A 23044-nucleotide genomic window follows, 5' to 3' on the forward strand; every position below is an offset into this window, starting at 1 on the left:
ATCCTCATAACCACGATATTAGTCATCACGTATGGTGATGACCATGACCTATCTGCCCGTCGATCTCCTGCAAACCTTCGTCGCGGTCGCCGATGCCGGCAGCTTCACCGGCGCCGCGCGTCTGCTGGGCCTGCGCCAGTCGACGGTCAGCCAGCAAATCCGCCGTCTCGAGGAACAGACCGGGCGCCGCTTCGTCGACCGCGACACGCACAGCCTCGCTCTGACCCCGGATGGCGAGGCCCTGCTCGACCATGCGCGGTCGATCTTGGGCCGCTACGCGCATCTGCATCAGCATCTGGCGGCAGCGCCGCTGCGCGGCCGGCTGCGCTTCGGCGCCTCCGAGGATTTCGTGCTGTCGGCCTTGCCGAACGTGCTCGCCGCCTTCGCGCGCCAGCATCCCGAACTCGACATCGAACTGCATTCGGGACTGAGTGAAAATCTGCGTGCCGAATTCGATGCGGGGCGGCTCGATCTCGCTCTGATCAAACGGCGTGACGGCGACAGCCGCGGCCAGATGGTCTGGACGGAGCCGATCGAATGGATGGCTCATCCCGAATTCCGCCTCGACCCCGACAGTCCCCTGCCGCTGATCATGTATCCGCCGCCCAGCATCACGCGCGTCGGCGTCCTGCAGACGCTGGAAGCGTCGGGGCGGCTGTGGCGCGTGGCATTCACCAGCGCCAACGTCTCCGGCCTGAGCGCGGCCGCGCGGGCCGGGATCGGCGTGCTGCCGCATTCCACCCGTTTGATGCCGCCGGGCCTGACGATCCTGTCGCCGCGCCAGGGCCTGCCGAAACTGCCGGACATCCAGTTCGCGGTGATCGCCCCGGACGGCCCCAGCCCCGCGGTCCAGGCCCTCGCCGCGACCATCATGAACTGGGCGGGACCGCGCGATCGCGCCAGCTCAAGCGAGCGGATGTGACGGCGAAGATGGCATGGACGATGTCAGCAACGGGCAAGCTCGTGGAATTGCCCGGCCGGAGCAGCGGCGCCGAAGCTAGCTGCCGGCCTTTTCGGCGGTGCTGGCGAGGCCGCTGCCGAGCGGAATGTCGTCCACCAGCGACGACGACACCGCCGGGACCTGCTCGCCGTCGGAGGCGCGGGTGACGGCGACGCGGGTCCGGGTGAACAGCGCCTCGGCGCCGGAGGCCTTTTCCTTGAGGTTCTTCAGGAGCTCGCCGGCCAGCAGGCTGTTGGCGCCCTCGACGTCGTCGGCGACCTTGCCGGGCGTCGCCGAGGACAGGATCAGCGCATTGTCCGGCACGTTGATCGGCGCCAGGCCGCGCGAGTAGCCGCGGAAGCGGCGCTCATAGGGATTGCGGCGAGAGGCGTCGATGACCACCAGCTTGGCGTGGGCGCCCTTCTCCTTCATGACGTCGAGCACGGCCTCGATGCTGACGCCGTCGCGGCGGATGTCGGCCTCTTTCCAGATCGCGGCATCGACCGGGATCATGTAGCTCTCGCGGCCGACCTGCACGCCGTAGCCGCCGAAATACAGCATCACGATGGAGTCCGGCTTGATCTTCGCCTTCAGGCGCTGCACTGCGCGCGCGAGATCATCGCGGGTGGCGTCCTCCACCACATCGACGTCGAAGCCGTCATGGCGCAGGGCGCTGGTCAACGCGCGCGCATCGTTGATCGGCTGGGTCAGCGGCGCACTGGCGTCGGGATAATGGCCGTTGCCGATCACCAGCGCGATGCGCCCGGCCTTGCCGGCGACGTCGACGGTGGCATTCGACGGCGTCGCGGCGGCGACAGCGATGGGCCGCTTGTTGAACGCGGCGTTGGCACCCAGCGCCAGCGACACCAGGCCGACAAAAGCGGCTGCAATGGTGATGGAGCGGCGCGTGACGCCAAACAACCGTACATTCATATAAGCCATCCCTGTCAGCATTGGACACGCGCTTCTTGGTCGCGCCAACGTCGATATAGGTTTGTGGGGGTGCCCGAGTTATTGGGCAGCAATTGCGCTCAATTTGCGGCACCGCAGCAAACAGACAGTTAACCCGGTGCGGCTTTCCCGGCAACCCGTGCGCGCCGCGCCTGGCCGCCGCACGCTGCAGGTATCCAGGCACGCGCCGCTGCCTCCGGACTGCCGTGCCGAACGGCTCGCTTGCGGCAGCAAGAGGGCTTGCTGCCATCGGCATCTCCCGCTGCGGGTTCCACGAGATTGTGTTCCCGTTGCATTTGTGTAATTTCTGCAAGGACTTGCATGCCTCAGCGCCGGACCCGCAGATGAGTATCCCGTATTTCGTCCGTGCCGCCTGCCAGGCGCTCACTGGCCCGAAGGATGGCCCGTCGCTGTACGATCTCTGCGACCCCGTCTTTCTCGGCGATCGCGGCGGCGATCCCCACATCGCAAGATTCTACAAGACGGCGCTGGGCAATCCGGCGCTGCGGGCCCTGCTGCGGCGGGCCGGACTGCCGGAATTGCGCGATCCCGGCCGCTTTCGCAGCCTGCAGGACGCCCTGATCCGCGCCCGCGACGACGCGGCGCCGGACTGGGCGGCGATCGGCCGGCCGGTGGCCGAGCTGCTGGACAGCGTGACACTCAGCCATCCCGCGCCTCCGCAAGTGTCCGCGCCGGCAACCGCGCCCGATCTCGCCGCGATCGACCATGTGATCCGCACCTGTGGCGCGCATCTGCTGCGCTCGTTCGGCAGTAACGGTTTCATTCCGGCCTACGCCGCCTTCAACCTGATCGGCGATCCCGACCTGCACGGCCGCGAATTCCTGATGGCGCTGACCGGGCTCAACGCCCGCAACTACAAGAACTCGACGCTGCTGTTCAACCTGGCGCGCGTCTTCATCGCGCGCTCGCCGGCAGCAAAACTGATCAATCCGCCATGGACGGGAATCGCCGAGCCGATGTGGGCGCCGGTGCAGATCCGCCATCGCTCGGCCTATTACGATGCGTTCTTCACCGAGGCGCTGCTGAGCTTTGCCGGCAGCGGACTCGCCACGGCCGAGCAGGCGCAGGCGACAGAGCGCGCGATTTCGGACATGGTCACGTTCTGCCTGACCACCAGCCGCGAGCAGGTGCGTTGCCATGACGGCCGCACGGTCGGCGTCATCACCGCGCTGGCGCCGCCTCCGCAGCCGCGCTTCAGCAAGTTCTTTACCGGGATCAAGCACAGCCTCGGCTTCGACGTCTATGTGCCGGACTGCGACACCACCGCCTGTTCGTTTTCCGCGGCCACCCAGGCCGGCTCATGCGATCCGCTGCTCGACCAGCCGCTGTTGGATTTCTACGCCGGCTACCAGGTCGGCAATGGCGCCAACGCGCCGATGGTCACCGTGCCGCTCAACGATCATATCGACTACGCCGGCGGCGTGGTCACCTGGATCGACAATCTCAAAAACGAGCGGCCGTTCGGCAACGATCTCGATCCGACGCTGAACCTCGACATTCTCGAGGTCAGTTTTCGCAACTGCGCGCGCTGGAGGATTCTGGAAACGCCGCAGCGGCTGCAGACGCTGCAGCGAATCATCGGCTTTCAGCACCGGCTGGTGGCGTCCGGCGCCTTCGCCGATCCGCGCTCGCACATCTATTACCTGCCGGAACTGTACTGCGCCTATTTCGGCCGCTGCCATGCCGCGTTCCTGCTGCTGCCGCCAGCCGCCCGCCAGGCGATCGATCCCGATGGCGCCTTTGCCTTCATCCGCAGCCGCGTGCTGGCTTACGTGCAGCACACGCTGATGGCCGCCGAGATGAACGTGTTCGACGCGGCGCTGGCGCTGATCGCGCTCGGCCACCTCGGCGCCGAGGCGAGCAGCTTCGCCCCGGCGCTGCAGTGCATCGTCGGCCATTTCGGCGAAGGCGGCCGCAAGGGGCCGTTTCGGGCCTATGAATGGAACAAGATGAAGACGCCGACCCGGATTTTGGTGGGCGGGCCGGAGGTGACCTCGGCCTTCGTGCTGATGGGACTGGCGCTGGCGCGGCGGGCTATCAAGTCGTGACGCATCTCCCAGCGCCGCGCCATATCGCGCTAAGTTGAATCCGGCACGTGTCGCCGTGCTGGCGCGGCTGCCCAATTCCCCGCACAATTGGTGTTCAAAGCTCAGTTCCGCCCATTGCCGGGATATTGATAATGTTCAATCGATTTCTGTTGTCGCTGTTGCTGCTCGGCCTACCGACCCTGGCGCAGGCGGCGGATATCACCGGCATCCCGAAAATCCGCGACGGCGACCAGATCGCCATCGGCAGCACCCGCATCCGTCTCGCCGGCATCGACGCGCCGGCGCTCGACCAGCTCTGCATCAATGCGACCGGCGAGCGCTGGACCTGCGGCGTCGCGGCCCACGACGCGCTGGTGAAGCATGTCGGCGACAAGAGCTGGACCTGCCATGTCACCCGCACCGACCGCTTCGGCCGCTCGGTGGCCAAATGCGAGGTCGACGGCGAAGACGTCCAGAAATGGATGGTGGCCAACGGCTGGGCGCTGTCCTTCGTGCAGTTCGCGCACACCTATGACGCCGACGAGAAGGTCGCGCGCGACGCCAAGATTGGATTGTGGGAAGGCGCCTTCATCGCGCCGTGGGACTGGCGCGTCCGCAACAAGAAGACGACCATCCTCGGATCGGTCAAGCCGCCGGAGAATGCGCTGGCCATCCTGCTGGCCTCGGCGTCCGGATCGGTGGCGCCGTCGCCGACCTGCACCATCAAGGGCAACGTCAACCGCTCCGGCGTCTGCATCTATCATACGCCGAAGAGCCGCTGGTACGCCAAGATCAGCATGAAGATCAGCAAGGGCACGCGCTGGTTCTGCTCGGTGGAGGAGGCCCAGGCCGCAGGCTGCCGCGAGACCCGGCGCTGAGCTTTTCCGCGATCCCATGCTAGGCTTCACGCCAGTCGGACTCTCGAGGGCGCGACGCATTGGCTGACATCCGACCCGACGCGCCGGCGCCGAAGCCCCGGCGCGGACGGCTGCACCAGACCGCACGGCTCACCGTATTCCTGCTCGCAGTCTACGGCGCCGTCGCCTACTTTCTGCTGCCGACGTTCTGGACCCATTACGAGCACCAGCAGCGGCTGGCCGGCCTGCCGATGGTCACCATGACCGCGCAGGGCATCGCTGGCGACCCCATCAATGTCGGGCTGATCGGCGACCGCACGGACGTGCTGTGCGCGATGAGCAAAGCGGGCTGGTATCCCGCCGATCCCGTGACGCTGAAATCGTCGGTCGAGATCGTCGGCAGCGTGCTGCTTGACCGGCCCTATCGCGACGCGCCGGTGAGTCCGCTTTTCTATCTCGGCCGTCGCGAGGATCTCGCTTTCGAGAAGCCGGTCGGCAGCAGCGCCGATCATCGCCACCATGTGCGGTTCTGGAAGGTGCTCGACCGCGGCCAGGAAGACCGGCCGGTCTGGCTCGGCGACGCCACGTTCGATCGAAGCGTCGGCATCAGCTCATACACCGGTGCCATCACCCACCACATCGCCGCCGACATCGATGCCGAGCGCACCTTGCTGACCGGCGACCTTGAAAATGCCGGCATGGTCACCGCGAAATATCAGGTGACCGGCATCGGACCGACGCTGGCCGGACGCAATGGCGGTGGCGATGCGTATTTCACCGACGGCGAGGTGTGGATCGTGCGCCTGGTGGTCGCCTGCCAGAAGCGCGACGGGCCCGCGGTGACGATCCCGAGCCCGCCGGCCACCGAGATCAAGGATGCCATCTGGAGCGCCATCAGCACCGCGCTCGGAAATAACGCCGCGCCGCCTTGAAATTCCCGCTCCGGCGCTGCATCCATCGCATGCGGTGCGCGCGCTTTGATTCCGCGCTGCGTCATGCCACCATCCCCATCCAGTCATCCGGTTGCCAGCAAGGAATTTGAAATGGTCGTTCGAGCGGGGCGTGAGTTTCTGGCCATCCCCGGCCCCACCACCATGCCCGACGAAGTGCTGCGCGCCATGCATCGCCCGGCCCTCGACATCTATTCCGACACCATGGTGCAGATGACCGCGAGCATCCTGCGCGATCTCGGCACGCTGTTCGCCACCAAGGGCCGGACCTACATCTATATCGCCAACGGCCATGGCGCGTGGGAAGCGACCCTGACCAATGTGCTGTCGCGCGGCGACAAGATCCTGGTGCTGGAGAGCGGTCGCTTCGCGATCGGCTGGGGGCAGGCTGCCCGGGCGATGGGCGTCGATGTCGAGGGCCTCAAGGGCGACTGGCGCCGCGCCATCCGCCCCGCGGAAGTGGAAGCGCGGCTGCGCGCGGACACCAACCACGAGATCAAGGCGGTGCTGGCGGTACAGGTCGACACAGCTTCTGGCGCCTACAACGACATTGAAGCCATCGGAAAGGCGATCAAGGCCGCCGGCCATCCGGCGCTGTTCATGGTGGATGCCGTCGCTTCGCTCGGTTGCATGCCGTTCGAGATGGACGCATGGGGCATCGACGTCGCCATGTCCGGCTCACAGAAGGGCCTGATGGCGCCTCCCGGCCTCGGCTTCGTCGCCGCCAACGATCGCGCCCGCGCGGTGCACAAGACTGCGAATTTGCGCACGCCCTATTGGGACTGGACCGAGCGCGAGGGGCCGGAGCACTACAACAAATATTCCGGCACCGCGCCGGTTCATCTGCTGTTCGCTCAGCGACAGGCCATCGACATGCTGTTCGATGAGAAGTTGGACAACGTGTTCCGGCGCCACAGCCTGCTCGCCGAAGCGGTGCGCCGCGCGGTCGCCGTGTGGTCAGAGGGACAGGTGGTCAACTTCAACATCGAGGAGGCCCGCGAGCGCTCCAATACAGTGACGACGGTGACGATTCAGGATCCGGCGCCGCTGCTGGCCTATTGCAAGAACATGTGCGGCGTCGTTCTCGGCGTCGGTATCGGCGATCTCTCGGGCAAGGCGTTCCGTATCGCCCATATGGGCCACGTCAATGCGCCGATGATCCTCGGCACGCTGGGGGTCATCGAGATGGGCCTGCAGGCGCTCGGCATTCCCCACGGCAAGGGCGGCACCGAAGCTGCGATCAACTATCTCGGCGAGAACGTCGCGGCCTAACCTTCTCGGTTGTCGTCACCCGCGCAAGCGGGTGACCCAGTAGACGCAAGCGCTGCGGCGTCGCCACCGACGCCGCAGAATACTGGGTCGCCCGGTCCTTGCGCGCAAGTGCGCGCCTGGCCGGGCGATGACAACTGTGTGCGGGGAGAGGTTATGAAACTTCCCGCCTTGTCTCCGGCATGATGGTCCAGATCATCAACAGCCCGAGGGCTGCGACGCAGGCGAGGCCGACAAAGGCCACCGGCGCGCCGAAGCGATCGGCGACGAAGCCGGCGAGTATCGTGCTGAGCGAGGCGCCGATGCCGGTCGCAGTGCCGACGATGCCCTGGGCGAGGCTGAAGCGGCCGCTGCCGAAGGCGACGTCGGCGACGATCAGCGGGATCATCACGCTGAACACCGCGGCGGTGATGCCGTCGAACACCTGCACGGCGACCAGCACGTAAGGATCCTTCACGATCGCGAACAGCAGGCCGCGGATGGCCAGCGCGGCGAAGCCAAGCAGCAGCAGCGGCCGGCGGCCCCATTGCTGCGCCTTGCGGCCGACAGTCGGCGATGACAGCGCGACGATGGCCTGCGGCACCACGATGCAGAAGGCGATCAGCACCGGTGCCCAGTCGGCCGACCGCGTCGTCACCACGCCGGCCATCAGCGGCAGCATCGCCGCATTGGCAAGCTGCAGCAGCAGCACTGCGGCGGCGAAGATCAGCAGCGGGCGCTGGCGCAGCAGATCGACCACGCGAATGGATTTCCGCTCGGCGCTCTTGTGCGGCGTCGCGCCATGAGCCTGCGCCGCGTCGATCTCGCGGGCGCGGATCCGCGACAGCGCCAGCAAGGTGGGCATCGCCAGCAGGAACGTCACCACGAACACCGACCGGCTCGACAGGAAATAGCCGCAGGTGCCCATCACCGCGGCGGCAACGCCGTTGCCCAGCGAGGCGTAGCGCGCGTTGCGGCCGAGCCGTTCGCCGATCCGCAGCGGGCCGACCAGGCCGAGGCTGATCGCGGCAATCGACGGACCGAGCACGCAGCTCGCCATGGCATGCAGCGTTGCCGCGGTCATCACCACCGGCAGGATCGGCAGCGCGGCATAGCCGAGCGCGCAGCAGCCGATCGTCGCCACCGCTAAACCGGCAACGAGCTTTTCCGATTTGGCGGCGTCGACAATGGCGCCGCCCGGCATCTGTCCGATCAGCGCGATGATCCCGCCGATCGACAGCACGAAGCCGATCTCCACCTGCGTCCATTTCTGCGTGGTGAGATAGACCGCGACGAACGGACCGAAGCCGGTCTGCACGTCGGCGAGAAAGAAGATGAACCAGTCGAGGCCGCGCAGGCTTTGCCGCGAGGGCGCAGGCTTCGGCGGCGGCTCGCCGTCGAGATCCGGCGCGATGCCGGGCGCATGCACGCCAAGTTCCGGTACCGCGTGGTCATCGCGCGGAGCATCGTCATTGGCAAGGATGGGTGCATGCGTGGACAGTCTACTTCTCCTGTCCGTTCAATGGCGGATAGCGCAGCGGCTCCAGCTTGCCGGAGGCTCCGAGCGCTACGATCGGCTGGTCATCCTTGTATTCCGGCGCGGCGCGGACCTGCTCGCGGGTCAGGCCGAGGCTGATGCTCTCGCTCTTGTTGGCGACGTTGCCAAACCGCAGCGCGCTCCAGTCGACCACGATCTTGCGGCTGCCGACGCCGAGAAAGCCGCCGAAGTCGATCACCGCGGCGCGGGTCTGGCCGCCGCGATCGACGATCACATCGGCAATGCGTCCCATGTTATCGCCGGTCGGGCTGCGCACGTCGCGGCCGAGAATGCCGCGCGCATCGACGGCGTCGATCACGGTCACCACGGGCGGTGTCGTCGCCTCGGCCGGCGCGGCATCGGCCGGTTTCTTGTCCGGAGCGCCCGGAATCGCTTGCGGCGAAGCCGGGGCAGCTTGCGGCGCAAGTGTGTCATTGGCCGGCCATGCCCGACCCGTCGAAAGCCCGACGGCGATCATTACGGCGATCGTCCAACCTGATTGACGCATACAGCCTCCCGGCAAGGTTCGGCGGAGCGACCGCGCCGCCATGTCAGTGCGACAGCACGATCGAGACCTGGATGCGGCCACGGGTGCGCAGCACTTCTAGCGAGACATCGTCGTTGTGACGGCGCAGCCGCAGGTCGACGCTGGACTCATTCAGTGTGAGATCGCGCAGGACCACTTCGGTCAGGAATGACGGCAGCCGTGGGTTGCGCAGCCGGATCTCGCCGCGCGCGGCGTCGAATTCGATGCCGAGCGCGGCTTCGAGCAGCGTGAACGGCGTGGCGCTGGCCCAGGCCTGCGGCGCGCAGGCCACCGGATACAGAGTCGGCCCGCGGCGCTTCTCGCGCTGGAAGCCGCAGAACAGTTCCGGCAGCCGCCGCAGGTCCATATAGGTCGCGGTATCGAACAGGCCCTTGAACACCGCCTCCACCGAATGCTTCAATCCGTAGCGCGCAAGGCCCAGCGCGATCAGCGCATTGTCGTGCGGCCAGATCGAGCCGTCATGGTAGGACATCGGATTGTAGCGCGCCTCGCCGCGCGCGACGGTGCGGATGCCCCAGCCGGTGAAGAAGTGCGGCCGCATCAGATCGGCGGCGACCATGCGCGCGCGGTCCTCGCGGGCGATGCCCGTGAAAAGCACCTGACCGGCATTGGAGGTCCGCACCTCGCAAGGCATCTTCTCGCCGTCCAGCGCCAGCGCATAGGTGCCGAGCTCCTCGCACCAGAATGCATCCTCGAACGCTGCGGCGAGTTTCTCCGCTTGCGTTGACAACTCGCTGGCCTTGTCGGTCAAGCCCATGCGCAATGCCAGCTTCGAGGCCAGTTGCTTGGCGGCGTAGACATATCCCTGCACTTCGGCGAGCGCGATATTGCCCTCGGCGAGCTTGCCGTCGGCGTGGAAGATAGCGTCGAAGGAATCCTTCCAGCCCTGGTTCTGCAGGCCCTGGTCGGTGGCGCGCTGGTATTCGACAAATCCGTCGCCGTCGGGATCGCCGGGCCCATCGATCCAGCGCAAGGCAGCCTCGATCGCCGGCCACAATTCGCGCAGCGTGTGGTCGTCGCCGGTACGCTCCACATAGAGGCCGGCCAGCATCACGAACAGCGGCGTGGAATCCACGCTGCCGTAATACTGCGCGAACGGCACCTCGCGCAGAGCGGCCATCTCGCCGCCGCGCATTTCATGCAGGATCTTGCCGGGCTCGGCATCGTTGAGCGGATCGACCGTCGTCGCCTGGAACCTGGCGAGGCGCCTGAGCACGCCGCGCGCGACGCGCGGATCGATCCACAGCATCTGCAATGCGGTGATCAGGCCATCGCGGCCGAACGTGGTCGAATACCAGGGAATACCGGCATAGGGATAGCGGCCCTGCGGCGTCTCGGTCAGCAGCATGTTGAGGTCGGCCATGGCCTGGCACAGCACCTCGTTGAAGATGTTGTTGGAGGTTTCAATCGAGGTGGCGCCCTTCGAGAAGTTGCGCATCTCGCGCCGGTGCGCCAGCAGGGCCTTGAAGAACGGCGCCGGCTGATGCCCGGGAGCGGCGTTGCAAGACGCAGCGACAAACAGTGAGGTGGCTTGCTGCGGCGCCAGTTCGAAATGATAGGTCGCCAGATTGGGCGACAGCCGCGTTGGCCGCGGGTCGAAATGCACCATGGTGCTGCGTGGCGTATCGTCGAGGCCGGTATATTCCAGCGCAACGTCGCTGGGGCCGAGCAGCCGGCTGGTAGCCACGCCGCGGCGCGGTCGCTGCGAGCCGCGCACCTCGAACAGATCGGCGAAATCGTTGTCGAAGGCCAGCGTGAGATCGAAGCTGGCCGGATGCTCGCCATGATTCTGCAGGCCGATGCGCTGATAGGCAGTGCCGCGCCAGAGAAAGAAGGTGCGCACGATGTGCAGCATGTCCTTCTGCAGCACCAGGCGACCCCCGCTGTAGATGTCCGGATTGGTGAGATCCACGGTCAGCGCCGAATTGTCGTCGCGCAGGTTGGAGCCGAGCAGCAGCGGCTGCAATCCGTCGAGCGTCAGTTCGAGCCGCGCCAGATAGCGGGTGTCGGCGTTGAACAGACCGTCGGGACCGCCAGCGGAGGCGCCGATGTCACCATGACTATCGAGCACCACGAAGGTGTCGTCGTGTTTCAGGGCGCGGCGCGGTCGCGCGGCGGGGCCGGTCATCGGAATATAGAACGGGGATTCCGAGACGGTTTCGACCGGGATGGCGCTGATCTTGGCGGCGGCGTCGATGGGCATGGGAGACCTCGGCAGGTTCCGGGACGGAACCGAATCGCAGGCGATCCGGTCCGGGATTGTAAGCCGCTCAGGCGGCGTGCTGAGCCAGGCGGCTCATTTCCTGAGTCACGAGTTCGCGATACGGACCGGTGCCTTGCATCAGGCTGTCCGGCTTGCCGTCCTCGATGATCTTGCCGCCCTGCAACATCACCACGCGGTCGAAGTTGCGCAGCGTCGCAAGGCGATGAGCGATGGCGATCACGGTGCGACCGCGCATCAGACGCGACAGCGCCTCGCGGATCGCTTCTTCGGATTCGCTATCGAGCGCCGCGGTGGCCTCGTCCAGCAGCAGGATCGGCGCATCCTTCAGGAAGGCGCGGGCGATCGCGATGCGCTGGCGTTGTCCGCCGGACAGCTTGATGCCGCGATCGCCGACCATGGTGTGCAGGCCTTCCGGCATGGTCTCGACAAAATCGCAGCGCGCCGCAATCGCCGCGCGCAGCACCTCGTCGTCGCTGGCGGAGGGTCGGCCGTAGCGGATGTTCTCCATGATGGAGCGATGGAACAGCGAGATGTCCTGCGGTACCACGGAGATCGCCTCGCGCAGGCTCTGCTGGGTGACCCGCGAAATGTCCTGGCCGTCGATGGTGATGCTGCCCTTTTCCACGTCGTAAAAACGCTGCAGCAGCACGAACAGGCTGGACTTGCCGCCGCCGGACTGCCCGACCAGGCCGACGCGCTGCCCGGCGTGCAGACGCAGGGTGAATCGATCGAACACCTGCAGACCGCCGGGATACTTGAAAGAGATGTTGTTGAAGGCGATCGCCGCGCCGCTGCGCACCAGCGGTTCCGCCTCCGGATGATCGCTCAGATCGTGCGGCACCAGCAGCGTGGCGATCGCTTCGGTCAGCCTCGCCACGTGCTGGGTGACGTCGACCAGCGCCACGGCGAGATCGCGCGTCGCGCTCAGAATGGACAGGCCGAGGGTGCAGACCAGCACCACGTCGCCGGTGCTGGCGCCGCCGGCCTGCCACAGCCGGATCGCCCAGGCGAGCAGCCCGATGGTCAGCACCACCGTGATGACGGCATGGGTCAGGCGCAGCTTCTCGAGGTAGCGCAGGCTGCGGCCGCGCGCATTGAGTTCGCGGTTGACCGTGGCGTCGAAGCGGTCGTGTTCGTAGCCGAGCCCGCAGAACGCGCGGACCAGCGGCATATTGTTGATGACATCGACCATTTCGCCATCGACCGCGGCGGCCTTGTCGGCGAAATCGTCATGCAGCGGCTTGCCGGCGGCGGCCAACTTGAACATTGCCACCACCACGATGCCGGCAACGACAGTGAGGCCCGCCGCCATTGGCAGGCTGACGGTGCCGATCAGCATGATCGCCGCAAAGGTCGCGATGCACGGTGGCAGCACGTTCCAGACGAACATGTTCTCGACGGTGAACACCGCGTTGGAAGTCGCTGTAATGCGGCTCGTCAACATGCCCGGCAGCCGGTCGGAAAAGTAGTTCGGCGAGTGGCCGGTCAGATGCCGAAAAATATCGCGGCGCAGGTCGCCGGTGACGCCCACAAAAGTGAAACTCGCGGTCCAGCTGGCGATCCGCCAGAGAAAATTGTCGGCGGCGATCAGAGCCACGAGAAATGCGAATGCCAGCCATACGCGGTTGTCTTGCGATGGCCCGGCGGAAAGCCCGTCGACCAGATACTTGACGCCGTATTGCGTGCCCACCGAGCAGGCGACCGCTGCGATCACCGAAAGCAGGATGATGAGATGTGATGCAGGCCGTTGCTTCAGATAGCGCAACACGAAGGCGAAAGGGCGGTGCGAATATCCGGAAAGACTGTCCATGTGACCCACAAAACTCGTTGGAGGATAAAGAGAATCGTCAGGAAGGGTCGCGCCGCCCGGTGAGCCGCCGATCAATACTGCTCACTTCGAATCCCCATGTTGTCGCCATCACTGCGCAACATTCATGCAGCACAAGCGATTGGGAAACTCTGGTTTGATGAGGTGGCATCAGCAAGACCACAGTGTGGAGGAAGTACGCTCGCAGTGAGGAACTTCGCATCTGCGAAAACGTTCCCGATCCGGCATGCCGGTGCCGCTAGTCGTGAGGGAACTCTTATCCGCGACAACAACAGGAGACGTTGAGATGCGCATCGCGCAGGTTGCCCCGCTGACGGAAGCCGTACCGCCCAAGCTTTACGGCGGCACCGAACGTGTCGTTCACTGGTTGACCGAGGAACTTGTCGCACTCGGAAACGATGTCACGCTGTTTGCCAGCGGCGATTCGCAGACATCGGCAAGACTCGACGCCGGATGGCCCAAGGCGTTGCGGCTCGACGGCTCGGTTCGCGATCCCAATGCACTCCACATGGAGATGCTGGAAAGGGTCCGACAGAAATCCGATGACGACGAGTTCGACTTCCTGCACTTCCATCTCGATTACTATCCGTTCTCGCTGTTCGCCCGCCAGCCCACGCCGTTTCTCACCACGTTGCATGGCCGGCTCGACCTTCCCGAACATCAGCCGGTGTTCACCACCTTCTCCAAGGCCCCTGTGGTTTCGATTTCCAATGCGCAGCGTCGCCCGGTGCCGCAGGCGAATTTCGTGCGCACCATCCATCACGGCCTGCCGGAGAAGCTGCTGACGCCGCAGTCGGTGACGCCGAGCTATCTCGCGGTGCTGGGCCGCATCGCGCCGGAAAAGGGTGTCGACCGCGCCATCAAGATCGCGATTCGCGCCAACATGCCGCTGAAAATCGCCGCCAAGATCGATCGCGCCGATCAGGACTATTATGACGAGGTGATCCGTCCGCTGATGGATCACCCGCTGGTGGAATATATCGGCGAGATCGGCGACCGCGAGAAGCCGCAATTCCTCTCGGGCGCGCTCGGCCTGCTGCTGCCGATCGACTGGCCGGAGCCGTTCGGGCTGGTGATGATCGAATCCATGGCCTGCGGCACGCCGGTCATTGCCTACAACCGTGGCTCGGTGCCGGAGATCATCGACGAGGCGCTGACCGGCTTCATCGTCGAAGACGAGACCAGCGCGGTGGCGGCGGTGGGGCGGCTGCCGGGAATGGACCGCGGCGCCATCCGCAGGCAGTTCGAGGCGCGCTTCACGGCGCGGCGCATGGCGCTGGACTACATGGCGGTGTATCGCAGCCTGGCAGAGCACACCGCACCGCTGCGGCTGGTCAGCAGCGCGGAGTAGACGCGCAGTTCTTGACGACGACGAAGGGCGGCCGGTGGCCGCCCTTTTTGTTTGATGAGGCGTCAATAACATCCCTCCCCTCAAGCGCAGCGAAGCTGCGCAAGGTGGGGAGGGTCGGCCGAACGAACGACGATGCGACAGCATCGTCGGAAGTGGAGGCCGGGGTGGGGGCGCACAACGCGCTGCTCTCCATGTTGTGCCGCCCCCACCCGACCGGCCTGCGGCCGGCCACCCTCCCCACCGCGAAGACGCGGGGGAGGGATGAGCATGAGCCGCTTGGATCCTGCTAGGCCGTTAGCCTGTACAGCCCGCCCGGCATTTGCGAGAAACGCTCATTCGTTTTCTCTCGCATTGTCAGGCCATCATGACCGCCGTCTCGCGCTTCGAACTGATCCTTCTGCTGATGGCCGTCATCCTATTGCTGGACCTCGTGGCCCGGCGCTTCAACCTGCCGCGGGCGGCGGCGCTGATTCTGGGCGGCATCGGCTTCGCGCTGATCCCGGGCACGCCGGATATCGAACTCGATCCCGATCTGGTGCTGGTCCTGTTCCTGCCGCCGCTGCTGATGTCCAGCGCCTGGTTCACCTCGTGGCGGGATTTTCGCGCCGACATTCGCATCATCCTGCAGCTCGCTGTCGGCGCGGTGTTCTTCACCACGCTGGTGGTCGGCGTGGTGACCCATCTGGTGATGCCGTCGCTGCCATGGGCGGCGTGCTTTGCGCTGGGTGCCATCGTGTCGCCGCCGGACTCCGTCGCCGCCAAGGCGGTGCTGTCGAAGCTGCCGCTGCCGCCGCGCGTCATCGTGCTGCTCGAGGGCGAGAGCCTGGTCAACGATGCCTCCGGCCTGGTGCTGTTTCGCTTTGCGGTCGCCGCGGCGCTGACCGGAAGCTTCAGCATCGGCGAAGCCAGCCTGACCTTCGTCTGGCTGGCTGCGGGCGGCATCGCCGCCGGCATCGCTTGCGCCGTCATCAGCATCTTCGCCGTGAAGCGGCTGCGCGACACCGACCTGATCATCATCTGGACCTTTCTCAACGCCTGGATCTCCTACATCGCGGCGGAAAAGCTCGGGGTTTCAGGCGTGCTCTCCACCGTCACCTGCGGCATTATCCTCGGCTGGAAGCAGCACGAGATCATCGATGCCGCCACGCGCACGCGGGCGCTCTCGGTGTGGGGCGTGATGGTATTCGCGCTGGAATCGCTGGTGTTCATCCTGATCGGCCTGTCGCTCAGGGGCGTGCTGACGCGGCTGAGCGACAACGGCGACACCCTGATGAGCCTGTTGCCGGCCACCGCGGCGATCGTCGCCGCGGTGATCGTGGCGCGCTTCGTCTGGATCTTTCCCGGTACCTACCTGCCGCGGCTGATGTCGCCGGCGCTGCGGGCGCGGGATCCCTATCCGCCGCTGGCGGTGCCGTTCATCATGAGCTGGGCCGGGTTGCGCGGGGTCGTCAGTCTCGCCGTGGCGCTGTCGCTGCCGGAAGGCTTTCCCGGCCGCGATTTCATTCTCGCCGTGACCTTCGTCGTGATCCTGGTCACCGTGCTGGTGCAGGGCACCACTTTGGCGCCGCTGGTGCGGCTGGTGTTACGCGGCGATTTCACGGCACAGCACCGCTCGACGCTGACGGAGGAGCAGACGCGCGCCCGCGTCGCCACCGCACAGCTGGCTGCAGTGGAGGTGCAATCGCTCAATCCCGACGGCAGCCATCGCCATCCCCGGCTGTTCGAACAGTATTCCTACCGCGTCCGCGCGGCGACACGGTTCAGCGAGGAGAAGGACACGCTCGCGCCGCATCGCATCGATCACTACAACGCCGTGCTGGCCGCCAATGCCGCCGGCCGCGCCGAACTGCTGCGGCTGCATCGCAGCGGCGAGATCCATGACGACGTGCTGCATGCCATCGAGCGGGAACTCGATCTCGAAGAGGTCAACGTGCGTCGCTTCGTGTGAGCCGCGCGTACGGGCGGCAGAATTTCATAAACCATCGATTCCGGTCAGGATTGATTCACCACATCGATTAAGCAATTCAGCCCCCGTTCATGCTATGGTCCGGCCATGATCGAGGGACAAACCTCGGCAGGGACGGCGTCAGGGTCAGGTTGCACAACAGCCTGACCCTCCATTCGGGAACCAGCATGGCGAACAAGAAACGATCGGCACCGCGCAAGAAGGCCAATGCAACGGCCGCGGTCTATCCGACCTCGACGGTCATCGTGGCCGCGCGCAACCTGCTGAACATGGCTGCGGTGATGGCGTCGTGCGCGACGATCCTGCTGTGCCTGATGATCGTCAAGAAATTCTGAGGTTGCATTCCGGGGCGCGAGCGAAGCCGGAATGACGACGACTATGCCGCGCGCCGGAGGCGCGCCCACATTTTCTCGCACAATGGCAGCAAGCCACGCGGCGTGATCAGGATCACCGCGATCACCACGATCCCGTAGATGAAATAATGCAGGCCCGGCAGGGTGCTGCCGAGCTTGCCGCGCAGCACCTCGCCGAGCGGCACCAGCAGCAGCGCACCCAGTGCGGGACCATAGGCGCGGCCGAGGCCGCCGACGGTGGCGAACAGCACGATCTCGATGGTGATCACCGGCGACACCAGCAGATAGGGATCGGCGAAGGTGAGGTAGCGCGCATAGGCGGTGCCGACCACCGACGCCAGCACGGCGGAAATCACCATGGCCGTGATCTTGTAGCGGAGTATGTCGACGCCGATGGCCTGCGCGGCCTTCTCGTTGTCGCGGATGGTGCGCAGATAATAGCCGAGCGGCGCATTGAGGATGGCGACGCTGACCAGCACGCAGATCGCCGCCAGCGCCAGCATCATCCAGAACGCACCGGAGCCGCCGCCGAACTGGAAGGCGAGGAAATTGCCGGTGTCCTTCGGCAGCAGCAGGCCCGAGGCGCCGCCGAAGAATTCCGAGCCCTCGACCACGATGCTGCCCATTTCCGCGAAGGCCAGGGTGATCAGCACGAAGGAGAGGTGGCCGAGCTGGAAGCGGAAATCGATCCAGGCAATCAGCGCGCCGAGCACGCCCGAGATCGCCGCCGAAATCAGCAGGCCCAGCCACATGTTGACGCCGAGCTTGAGCAGCAGCGCGGTCGACAGCATGGCGCCGGTGCCGATGAACAGGCTGTGCGCCAGCGAGATCTGCCCGGCCATGCCGCCGACGATATTCCACGACGAGGCCAGCGCCACATAGACCAGCGACAGCGTGAGAATGTGGACGTAATAGCTCGGCAGCACGAACGGCACCATTGCCGCGAGGGCCAGCGCACCCCACCAGATCGGCGATCTCAGCGTGTTGTAGAATTCCTCCTCATCGCTGCGACTTCCAGGTCAGGCCTTGCGGCCGGAACAGCATGATCGCGACGAAGATAATGTAGGGCATCAGCAATCCCAGCGGGCCGTCCAGATAGATGGTGCCGAAGGCCTCGGCGATGCCGATGATCAGCCCGCCCAGCATGATGCCGACGAAATTGGTCATGCCGCCAAGCACCACGACCAGCAGCGTGATCACCGTGTAGCGCAGTCCCTGCGTCGGCTGGATCGGCGTTCCCGGCAGCAGCAGCGCCGCGGCCAATGCGAGGATGCCGATGCCGAGCGCGAAGGTCAGCACCTGGACGCGGCCGACGTCGATGCCCATCAGCGCCGCCGCATGGGCGTTCTGGTGCACGGCGCGGATCGAGCGGCCGAAATCGGTGGAGCGCAGCATGATGTAGAGCCCGATGGCTAGCACGAAGGAAATCGCGAAGGCGATGATGTGCGGCACGCGCAGCACCACGTCGCCGAGGATGAACAGCTTGGATTCCACGACCGACGGCGTGCGCGCGGGCTGGCCGCCGAACACCATCAGGATGCCGTTCTGCAGCACCAGGCTCAGGCCCAAGGTCAGCTGCACCACCATCAGGAACTGGTGCCCGACCATCGGCCGGATCAGGTAGAGATAGACCAGCGCGCCGATCGCGGTCATCACGGGCACGGTGATGATCACCGACACGTAGGGATCGAGCGAGAAGGCGGAATACAGCGCCAGGCACATGAACATGCCCAGCGAGATGAAATCGCCGTGGGAAAAATTGACCACGCCCGACACGCCATAGACGAGGCCCATGCCGAGCGCCAGCAGACCGTAGGTGCTGCCGATCAGAAGGCCCTGCGCCAGCGCCTGATAGAGCTCAGTCACATCGTTCTCCGGTCACAGTCCGAGATAGGCGCTGCGGGTGCGCGGATCGTTGCGGACGAGGTCGGCCTCGCCTTCGACCGCCACCTGTCCGCGCTCCAGCACGTAGCAGCGCTTCGCATGGCGCAATGTCAGGTTCAGGTTCTGCTCGACCAGCAGGATGGTCAGGCCCTCGGCGTGCAGCCTGTCGATGATCTCGAAGATGTACTGCACGAACAGAGGCGACAGGCCGAGCGAGGGCTCATCGAGCATCAGGAGCTTGGCCTCGGCCATCAGCCCGCGCCCGATCGCCAGCATCTGCTGCTCGCCGCCGGACAGCGAGCCGGCATGCTGCGTCAGCCGCTCCTTGAGCCGCGGAAACAGGCCGAGCACCCTGTCCATCTGCTGCGGCCGGCCTTTTCGCGCGCGCGCATTGATGCCGCCGAGCAGGAGGTTTTCCCGGATCGTCATGTCGGGGAACACCAGCCGGCCTTCCGGCACCTGGACGATGCCGGCCTCGACGCGGGCCTGCGGCGTCATCTTCGAGATGTCCTTGCCCTGAAAGCGGATGCGGCCGGACATCGGTTTGACCGTGCCGGACAGCGCGTTGATCAGCGTGGTCTTGCCAGCATTGTTGGCGCCGAGCAGGCCGACGATCTCGCCGGCGCCAATCGTGGCGGAAATATCGTGCAGCACCGCGACGCCGCCATAGCCTGCGACCAGGTGATCGATCTCAAGCATCGATGTGATCCCCGAAATAGGCATCGATCACGCGCTGATCCCTAATGATCTCGTCGGGCGTGCCCTCGGCGATCTTCTCGCCGAAATTGATCACCACCATGCGTCGCGCCAGCCGCATGATCACCGGCATCACATGCTCGACCATCACGATGGTGACGCCCTGCCGGTTCAACTCCTCGATGATGGCGATCGGCGCCGCGGTCTCGGCCATGGTCAGGCCGGCCATCACCTCGTCGAGCAGGATGCAGCGTGGATCGGTGGCGATGCACTTCGCCAGCTCGAGCAGCTTCTTGTCCTGCAGCGACAGGGTCAGCGGCGTCATCAGTTCCTTGCCGCCGAGTCCGACGCGCTGCAGCGTCTCGGCCGCGTAGTCCACGGCCTCGCGCATCGGCCGGCGCGTCAGCGCCGCCGTCGTCACCACGTCGAGCGTCGTCATGTCGGCAAAGCTCTGCACGATCTGGAAACTGCGCATCAGCCCGCGGCGCACCAGACGGTCCGGCGACACGCCGGTGATGCTGGCGCCGTCGAACCGCACGTCGCCGCTGGTCGGCGCCATGAAGCCGGAGATGACGCCGAACAGCGTGGTCTTGCCGGCGCCGTTGGGGCCGATGATGCCGACGATCTCGCCCTTCTCGACCGAGAAGCTGATCGCGTTGACCGCGACCAGCCCGCCGAACTTCTTGGTGACATCAGCGATTTCAAGAAATGCCACGGCGGGATCTCAAGCCGTTGCTAGGATTTGGGCCGCGGCGCCACCTGGGCGAATTCCTTGGGGAACACGACCTGCTGCTGCTGCTCGGGCGTCCACTGGATGAACATCGCCGATCCGTCCTTGAGCAGACGATCCTCGGCGAACTGCAAGCCCTGCGGCTTGGAGACGTAGAGGTTGGGATCGCCATAGGGGATATTGACGTTCTTCAGCGCCGACAGCAGATCGTCGGGCTGCAGCGATTTGGCATTCTCCAGCGCCTGCTGCAGCACGCGGGCGGCCTGGGCATATTGGATGGCGCCCTGGCCGATCTTGTCCAGCTTGGCGACGTCGCGCAATTCCTTGACGATGGCCTGCATCGACGGAATCTTGGCGCCTTCGCTGAAGCCGGTCATGCCGAACAGGTTGCGGGTCAGCACGGCCTTGCCGATTTCGGGGCCGAGATCCTTCCACAGCGACAGGTCGGAATAGCCGCCGGTGCCGCCGCAGAAGATGCTGCCGTGATAGTTGAGGTTGTAGCGCGCCTGATGCAGGAGGATGCCATCCCGCGGCGTGACGAGACCGACGACCACGTCGGGCTTCAGCGAGCGGATGCGGATCATCGCCGCAGTCTGGTCCTGGGCGCGAATGTCGAGCGCGGCCTCGCCGATGATCTCGATGCCGCTCTTCTTCAGCTTCTCCACCAGGAACTTGTTGGACTGCTGACCGGCTTCGTAGTTGGAATAGCCCATCACCGCGGTCTTGATCGGGAATTTGCTGTCGTCGCGCAGCGAGATGACGAAGTCATGCATCGATTGCGCGTAGCCGCGGTCGTAGGGATAGCCCAGCGTGAACATGTAGTTCGACTGCGCGCCGCCGGCCCAGACCGACAGCGTCGGCATTTTCGCTTCGTCGATGACCGGCGTGAGCGCGAGCATCTGCGCGCTGAGGATGGTGCCGGTGAGCAGCTGGATCTTCTCTTCGGTGATCAGCCGGCGTGCCTCGGCGGCGGTGCGCGCCGGCTGGCTGGTGTCGTCGGCCATCACCAGCTCGATCTTCGCGCCGCCCTTGCTCTTGATGCCGCCTTCGGCGTTGATCTTCTTGATGATGTATTCGAAGGCCGGCTGGCCTTCCTGGGCATAGGCGGCCAGACCGCCGCTCATGGAATTGACCACGCCGATGCGGATCGCCGGCTCGGCCGCGCCCGCCGTGCGAATGAACGGCGCCGCAACCGGCCCGAGCAGCGCGGCGGATGCGCCAATGCTAAATGTGCGGCGGGTGATGGTCATGCGGCTTCCTCCGGTCGGCGGGCACACGACAACGCGTGCGCCATTTTATTATCGTTGAATGACGGTCCGATCGGCCCTCACGGGGCCGATCAAAGCTGCCACCTGCGAAATTTCGCTTGATCGGATTTAGCCGGCTTTGCGCGACGTCGTCAAATGCGCTGCCGATGCGCATCGCGAATGCGCGGCATGCATGGCCGCGATATCATCGTCTCCACACGACGATATTCCGGCTCATGAAACAGACGCTGCAATGAAGTATCGCGGTCGACGGGCGCCAGCGGCGCCGATCGACCGGGAAGCAGCATGTCGCGCCTCAGATACGCAAGGTCAGCCGGAGTGCGCTTCGGCGTCGGCGCGAAGCTCCCCGAAGGCGTCCGACTCGTAGACGCGACCGTCGGGCGTCCCGATCTGGACGTCCCAGGATCCGTCATTGGTGAGCTCGGTCGCTTTCTTCAGCGCTGCCGCGACGGTATCGCGCCGCAAAGTGACCGTGCCCGACGTATCAGTTGCTTTCACGAAATAAGGCAAGAGACCTCCTCCCGGCGCTCTGGCGGCGCCTCGACCGACTGTTGTCGATATGCGTCATCAGTACGACGCAAACCGGAGCATAGCGCGAAAAACCGATCCGACCAGCCCCCGGGGATTACCATCGCCGTGGAAGTGATGGCCGCGGTGCTGCGGCGCCCGCCCGACGGCGGCCTCAAATGGTGCGGCCGCCATCGACCGGCAGGATCACGCCGGTCAGAAACTCGGCCTCCTCGCTGCCGAGGTAGACGCAGGCACTGGCGATGTCCGATGGACGCGACATCCGGCCGAGCGGAATCGTCGAGACGAATTTGGCGCGGTTCTCGGGCGTATCGGGCACGCCCATGAAGGATTCCAGCAGCGCGGTTTCGCCGATTACCGGCGCGATGCAGTTGACGCGGATGCCGTCGGGCGCCAGTTCCACCGCCATCGACTTGGACATCAGGTTCACCGCGCCCTTGCTGGCATTGTACCAGGTCAGGCCCGGCCGCGGCCGTACGCCGGCGGTCGAGCCGATGTTGATGATGCGGCCGCTCTTCTGCTGCCGCATGATCGGCACCACCGCATTGGTCATCAGGAAGATCGACTTGACGTTGATGGCGAAGGTGCGGTCGAATTCCTCCTCGGTCACCTCAAGCAGCGGCTTGTTGCGAAACGTCCAGCCGGCATTGTTGACTACGATGTCGAGCTTGCCGAACCGGCTGATCGCCAGCTTCACGCAGGCTGCGATGTCGGCCTTGCTGGTGACATCGCCGCCGATCGCCACCGCTCCGGCACCGATCTCGGAAGCGACCTTTCGGGCGCCCTCGTCATTGAGGTCGAGAATGACGACGCTGGCGCCCTCGCGGACATAGGCGCGGGCGATCTCGGCGCCGAATCCAGACGCGCCGCCGGTGACGATGGCGGATTTTCCCTGCAGTCTCATGGTTCAACTCCCTGATCCGCGCCGTGTCTCCCGGCGCTGGTCGTAACAACGTACCGCGGGAGACTAGACGTCGCTCGCGCCTCTGAGAAGGGCACGAACGCCGGTCGTCCTGGCCCGTCGCCCTTCGCATTTCATCGCGCCCGAAAAAGATCGCATGACGGCGGTATTCAACGACGGGTTGTGTGCACCGGGTGTGCTGCCGAATTTTCACCGTCCGTGCCGCGATGTTGGGCG

Annotated in this window: 20 protein-coding genes; 8 read left to right on the top strand and 12 right to left on the bottom strand. The window is 65.5% G+C overall.

Annotated elements, in window-relative coordinates; all coding sequences use genetic code 11:
* Positions 1-43: 43 nt before the first annotated feature.
* A complete protein-coding gene (locus ONR75_RS01725; RefSeq protein ID WP_265081110.1) occupies positions 44-922 on the top strand; it encodes a LysR substrate-binding domain-containing protein in 879 nt (292 codons plus the stop codon).
* A 75-nt stretch (positions 923-997) separates the two neighbouring features.
* Here ONR75_RS01725 and ONR75_RS01730 read toward each other — a convergent pair whose 3' ends face one another.
* Positions 998-1873, bottom strand: coding sequence for a caspase family protein (locus ONR75_RS01730; RefSeq protein ID WP_265081111.1), 876 nt, complete (start codon positions 1871-1873; stop codon positions 998-1000).
* Positions 1874-2235: 362 nt separating this feature from the next.
* On the opposite strand from ONR75_RS01730, the gene ONR75_RS01735 reads away from it, so the two are divergent.
* The 4 genes from ONR75_RS01735 to ONR75_RS01750 all read left to right on the top strand — a co-directional run bounded on the left by ONR75_RS01735 (position 2236) and on the right by ONR75_RS01750 (position 7018).
* A complete protein-coding gene (locus tag ONR75_RS01735; RefSeq protein WP_265081112.1) occupies positions 2236-3960 on the top strand; it encodes a hypothetical protein in 1725 nt (574 codons plus the stop codon).
* A gap of 131 nt (positions 3961-4091) precedes the next feature.
* A complete protein-coding gene (locus ONR75_RS01740) occupies positions 4092-4817 on the top strand; it encodes a thermonuclease family protein (RefSeq protein WP_265081113.1) in 726 nt (241 codons plus the stop codon).
* Between the two features lie 59 nt (positions 4818-4876).
* Positions 4877-5728, top strand: a complete 852-nt coding sequence (locus ONR75_RS01745) for an LssY C-terminal domain-containing protein (protein ID WP_413776424.1) — start codon at positions 4877-4879, stop codon at positions 5726-5728.
* 111 nt (positions 5729-5839) lie between these two features.
* Positions 5840-7018 (top strand): pyridoxal-phosphate-dependent aminotransferase family protein, encoded by a 1179-nt coding sequence (locus tag ONR75_RS01750; RefSeq protein WP_265081114.1) that lies wholly within the window; start codon positions 5840-5842, stop codon positions 7016-7018.
* Between the two features lie 151 nt (positions 7019-7169).
* Here ONR75_RS01750 and ONR75_RS01755 read toward each other — a convergent pair whose 3' ends face one another.
* The 4 genes from ONR75_RS01755 to ONR75_RS01770 all read right to left on the bottom strand — a co-directional run bounded on the left by ONR75_RS01755 (position 7170) and on the right by ONR75_RS01770 (position 13112).
* Positions 7170-8423 (bottom strand): MFS transporter, encoded by a 1254-nt coding sequence (locus tag ONR75_RS01755; RefSeq protein WP_265081115.1) that lies wholly within the window; start codon positions 8421-8423, stop codon positions 7170-7172.
* 73 nt (positions 8424-8496) lie between these two features.
* Positions 8497-9009 (bottom strand): PRC-barrel domain-containing protein, encoded by a 513-nt coding sequence (locus tag ONR75_RS01760; protein ID WP_265081116.1) that lies wholly within the window; start codon positions 9007-9009, stop codon positions 8497-8499.
* Between the two features lie 73 nt (positions 9010-9082).
* Positions 9083-11281, bottom strand: a complete 2199-nt coding sequence (locus ONR75_RS01765) for an amylo-alpha-1,6-glucosidase (RefSeq protein WP_265081117.1) — start codon at positions 11279-11281, stop codon at positions 9083-9085.
* A 67-nt stretch (positions 11282-11348) separates the two neighbouring features.
* A complete protein-coding gene (locus ONR75_RS01770) occupies positions 11349-13112 on the bottom strand; it encodes an ABC transporter ATP-binding protein (RefSeq protein ID WP_265081118.1) in 1764 nt (587 codons plus the stop codon).
* 304 nt (positions 13113-13416) lie between these two features.
* On the opposite strand from ONR75_RS01770, the gene ONR75_RS01775 reads away from it, so the two are divergent.
* The 3 genes from ONR75_RS01775 to ONR75_RS01785 all read left to right on the top strand — a co-directional run bounded on the left by ONR75_RS01775 (position 13417) and on the right by ONR75_RS01785 (position 16782).
* Positions 13417-14481, top strand: coding sequence for a glycosyltransferase family 4 protein (locus ONR75_RS01775; protein ID WP_265081119.1), 1065 nt, complete (start codon positions 13417-13419; stop codon positions 14479-14481).
* Positions 14482-14845: 364 nt separating this feature from the next.
* Positions 14846-16429: a Na+/H+ antiporter gene (locus ONR75_RS01780; RefSeq protein WP_265081120.1), complete on the top strand. Its 1584-nt coding sequence runs from the start codon at positions 14846-14848 to the stop codon at positions 16427-16429.
* Positions 16430-16614: 185 nt separating this feature from the next.
* A complete protein-coding gene (locus tag ONR75_RS01785) occupies positions 16615-16782 on the top strand; it encodes a hypothetical protein (RefSeq protein WP_265081121.1) in 168 nt (55 codons plus the stop codon).
* A 41-nt stretch (positions 16783-16823) separates the two neighbouring features.
* Here ONR75_RS01785 and ONR75_RS01790 read toward each other — a convergent pair whose 3' ends face one another.
* From ONR75_RS01790 to ONR75_RS01820, 7 genes are all read right to left on the bottom strand, one after another.
* Positions 16824-17738, bottom strand: coding sequence for a branched-chain amino acid ABC transporter permease (locus ONR75_RS01790; protein ID WP_265081122.1), 915 nt, complete (start codon positions 17736-17738; stop codon positions 16824-16826).
* A gap of 61 nt (positions 17739-17799) precedes the next feature.
* Entirely contained in the window at positions 17800-18666 is an 867-nt protein-coding gene (locus ONR75_RS01795) for a branched-chain amino acid ABC transporter permease (protein ID WP_265081123.1), read from the bottom strand.
* Between the two features lie 12 nt (positions 18667-18678).
* On the bottom strand, positions 18679-19383 hold the full coding sequence (locus tag ONR75_RS01800; RefSeq protein WP_265081124.1) for an ABC transporter ATP-binding protein: 705 nt from the start codon (positions 19381-19383) through the stop codon (positions 18679-18681).
* Positions 19376-20095, bottom strand: coding sequence for an ABC transporter ATP-binding protein (locus ONR75_RS01805; RefSeq protein ID WP_265081125.1), 720 nt, complete (start codon positions 20093-20095; stop codon positions 19376-19378). Before ONR75_RS01805 ends, ONR75_RS01800 begins: the two co-directional genes overlap by 8 nt.
* 20 nt (positions 20096-20115) lie before the next feature.
* The gene (locus ONR75_RS01810; RefSeq protein WP_265081126.1) at positions 20116-21360 is read right to left on the bottom strand and encodes an ABC transporter substrate-binding protein; all 1245 of its coding nucleotides are present in this window, start codon (positions 21358-21360) and stop codon (positions 20116-20118) included.
* Between the two features lie 327 nt (positions 21361-21687).
* Positions 21688-21888, bottom strand: coding sequence for a hypothetical protein (locus ONR75_RS01815; RefSeq protein ID WP_265081127.1), 201 nt, complete (start codon positions 21886-21888; stop codon positions 21688-21690).
* 172 nt (positions 21889-22060) lie between these two features.
* The gene (locus tag ONR75_RS01820) at positions 22061-22810 is read right to left on the bottom strand and encodes a glucose 1-dehydrogenase (protein WP_265081128.1); all 750 of its coding nucleotides are present in this window, start codon (positions 22808-22810) and stop codon (positions 22061-22063) included.
* Positions 22811-23044: the final 234 nt, after the last annotated feature.

This window comes from Rhodopseudomonas sp. P2A-2r, from assembly GCF_026015985.1.
GTDB lineage: Bacteria > Pseudomonadota > Alphaproteobacteria > Rhizobiales > Xanthobacteraceae > Tardiphaga.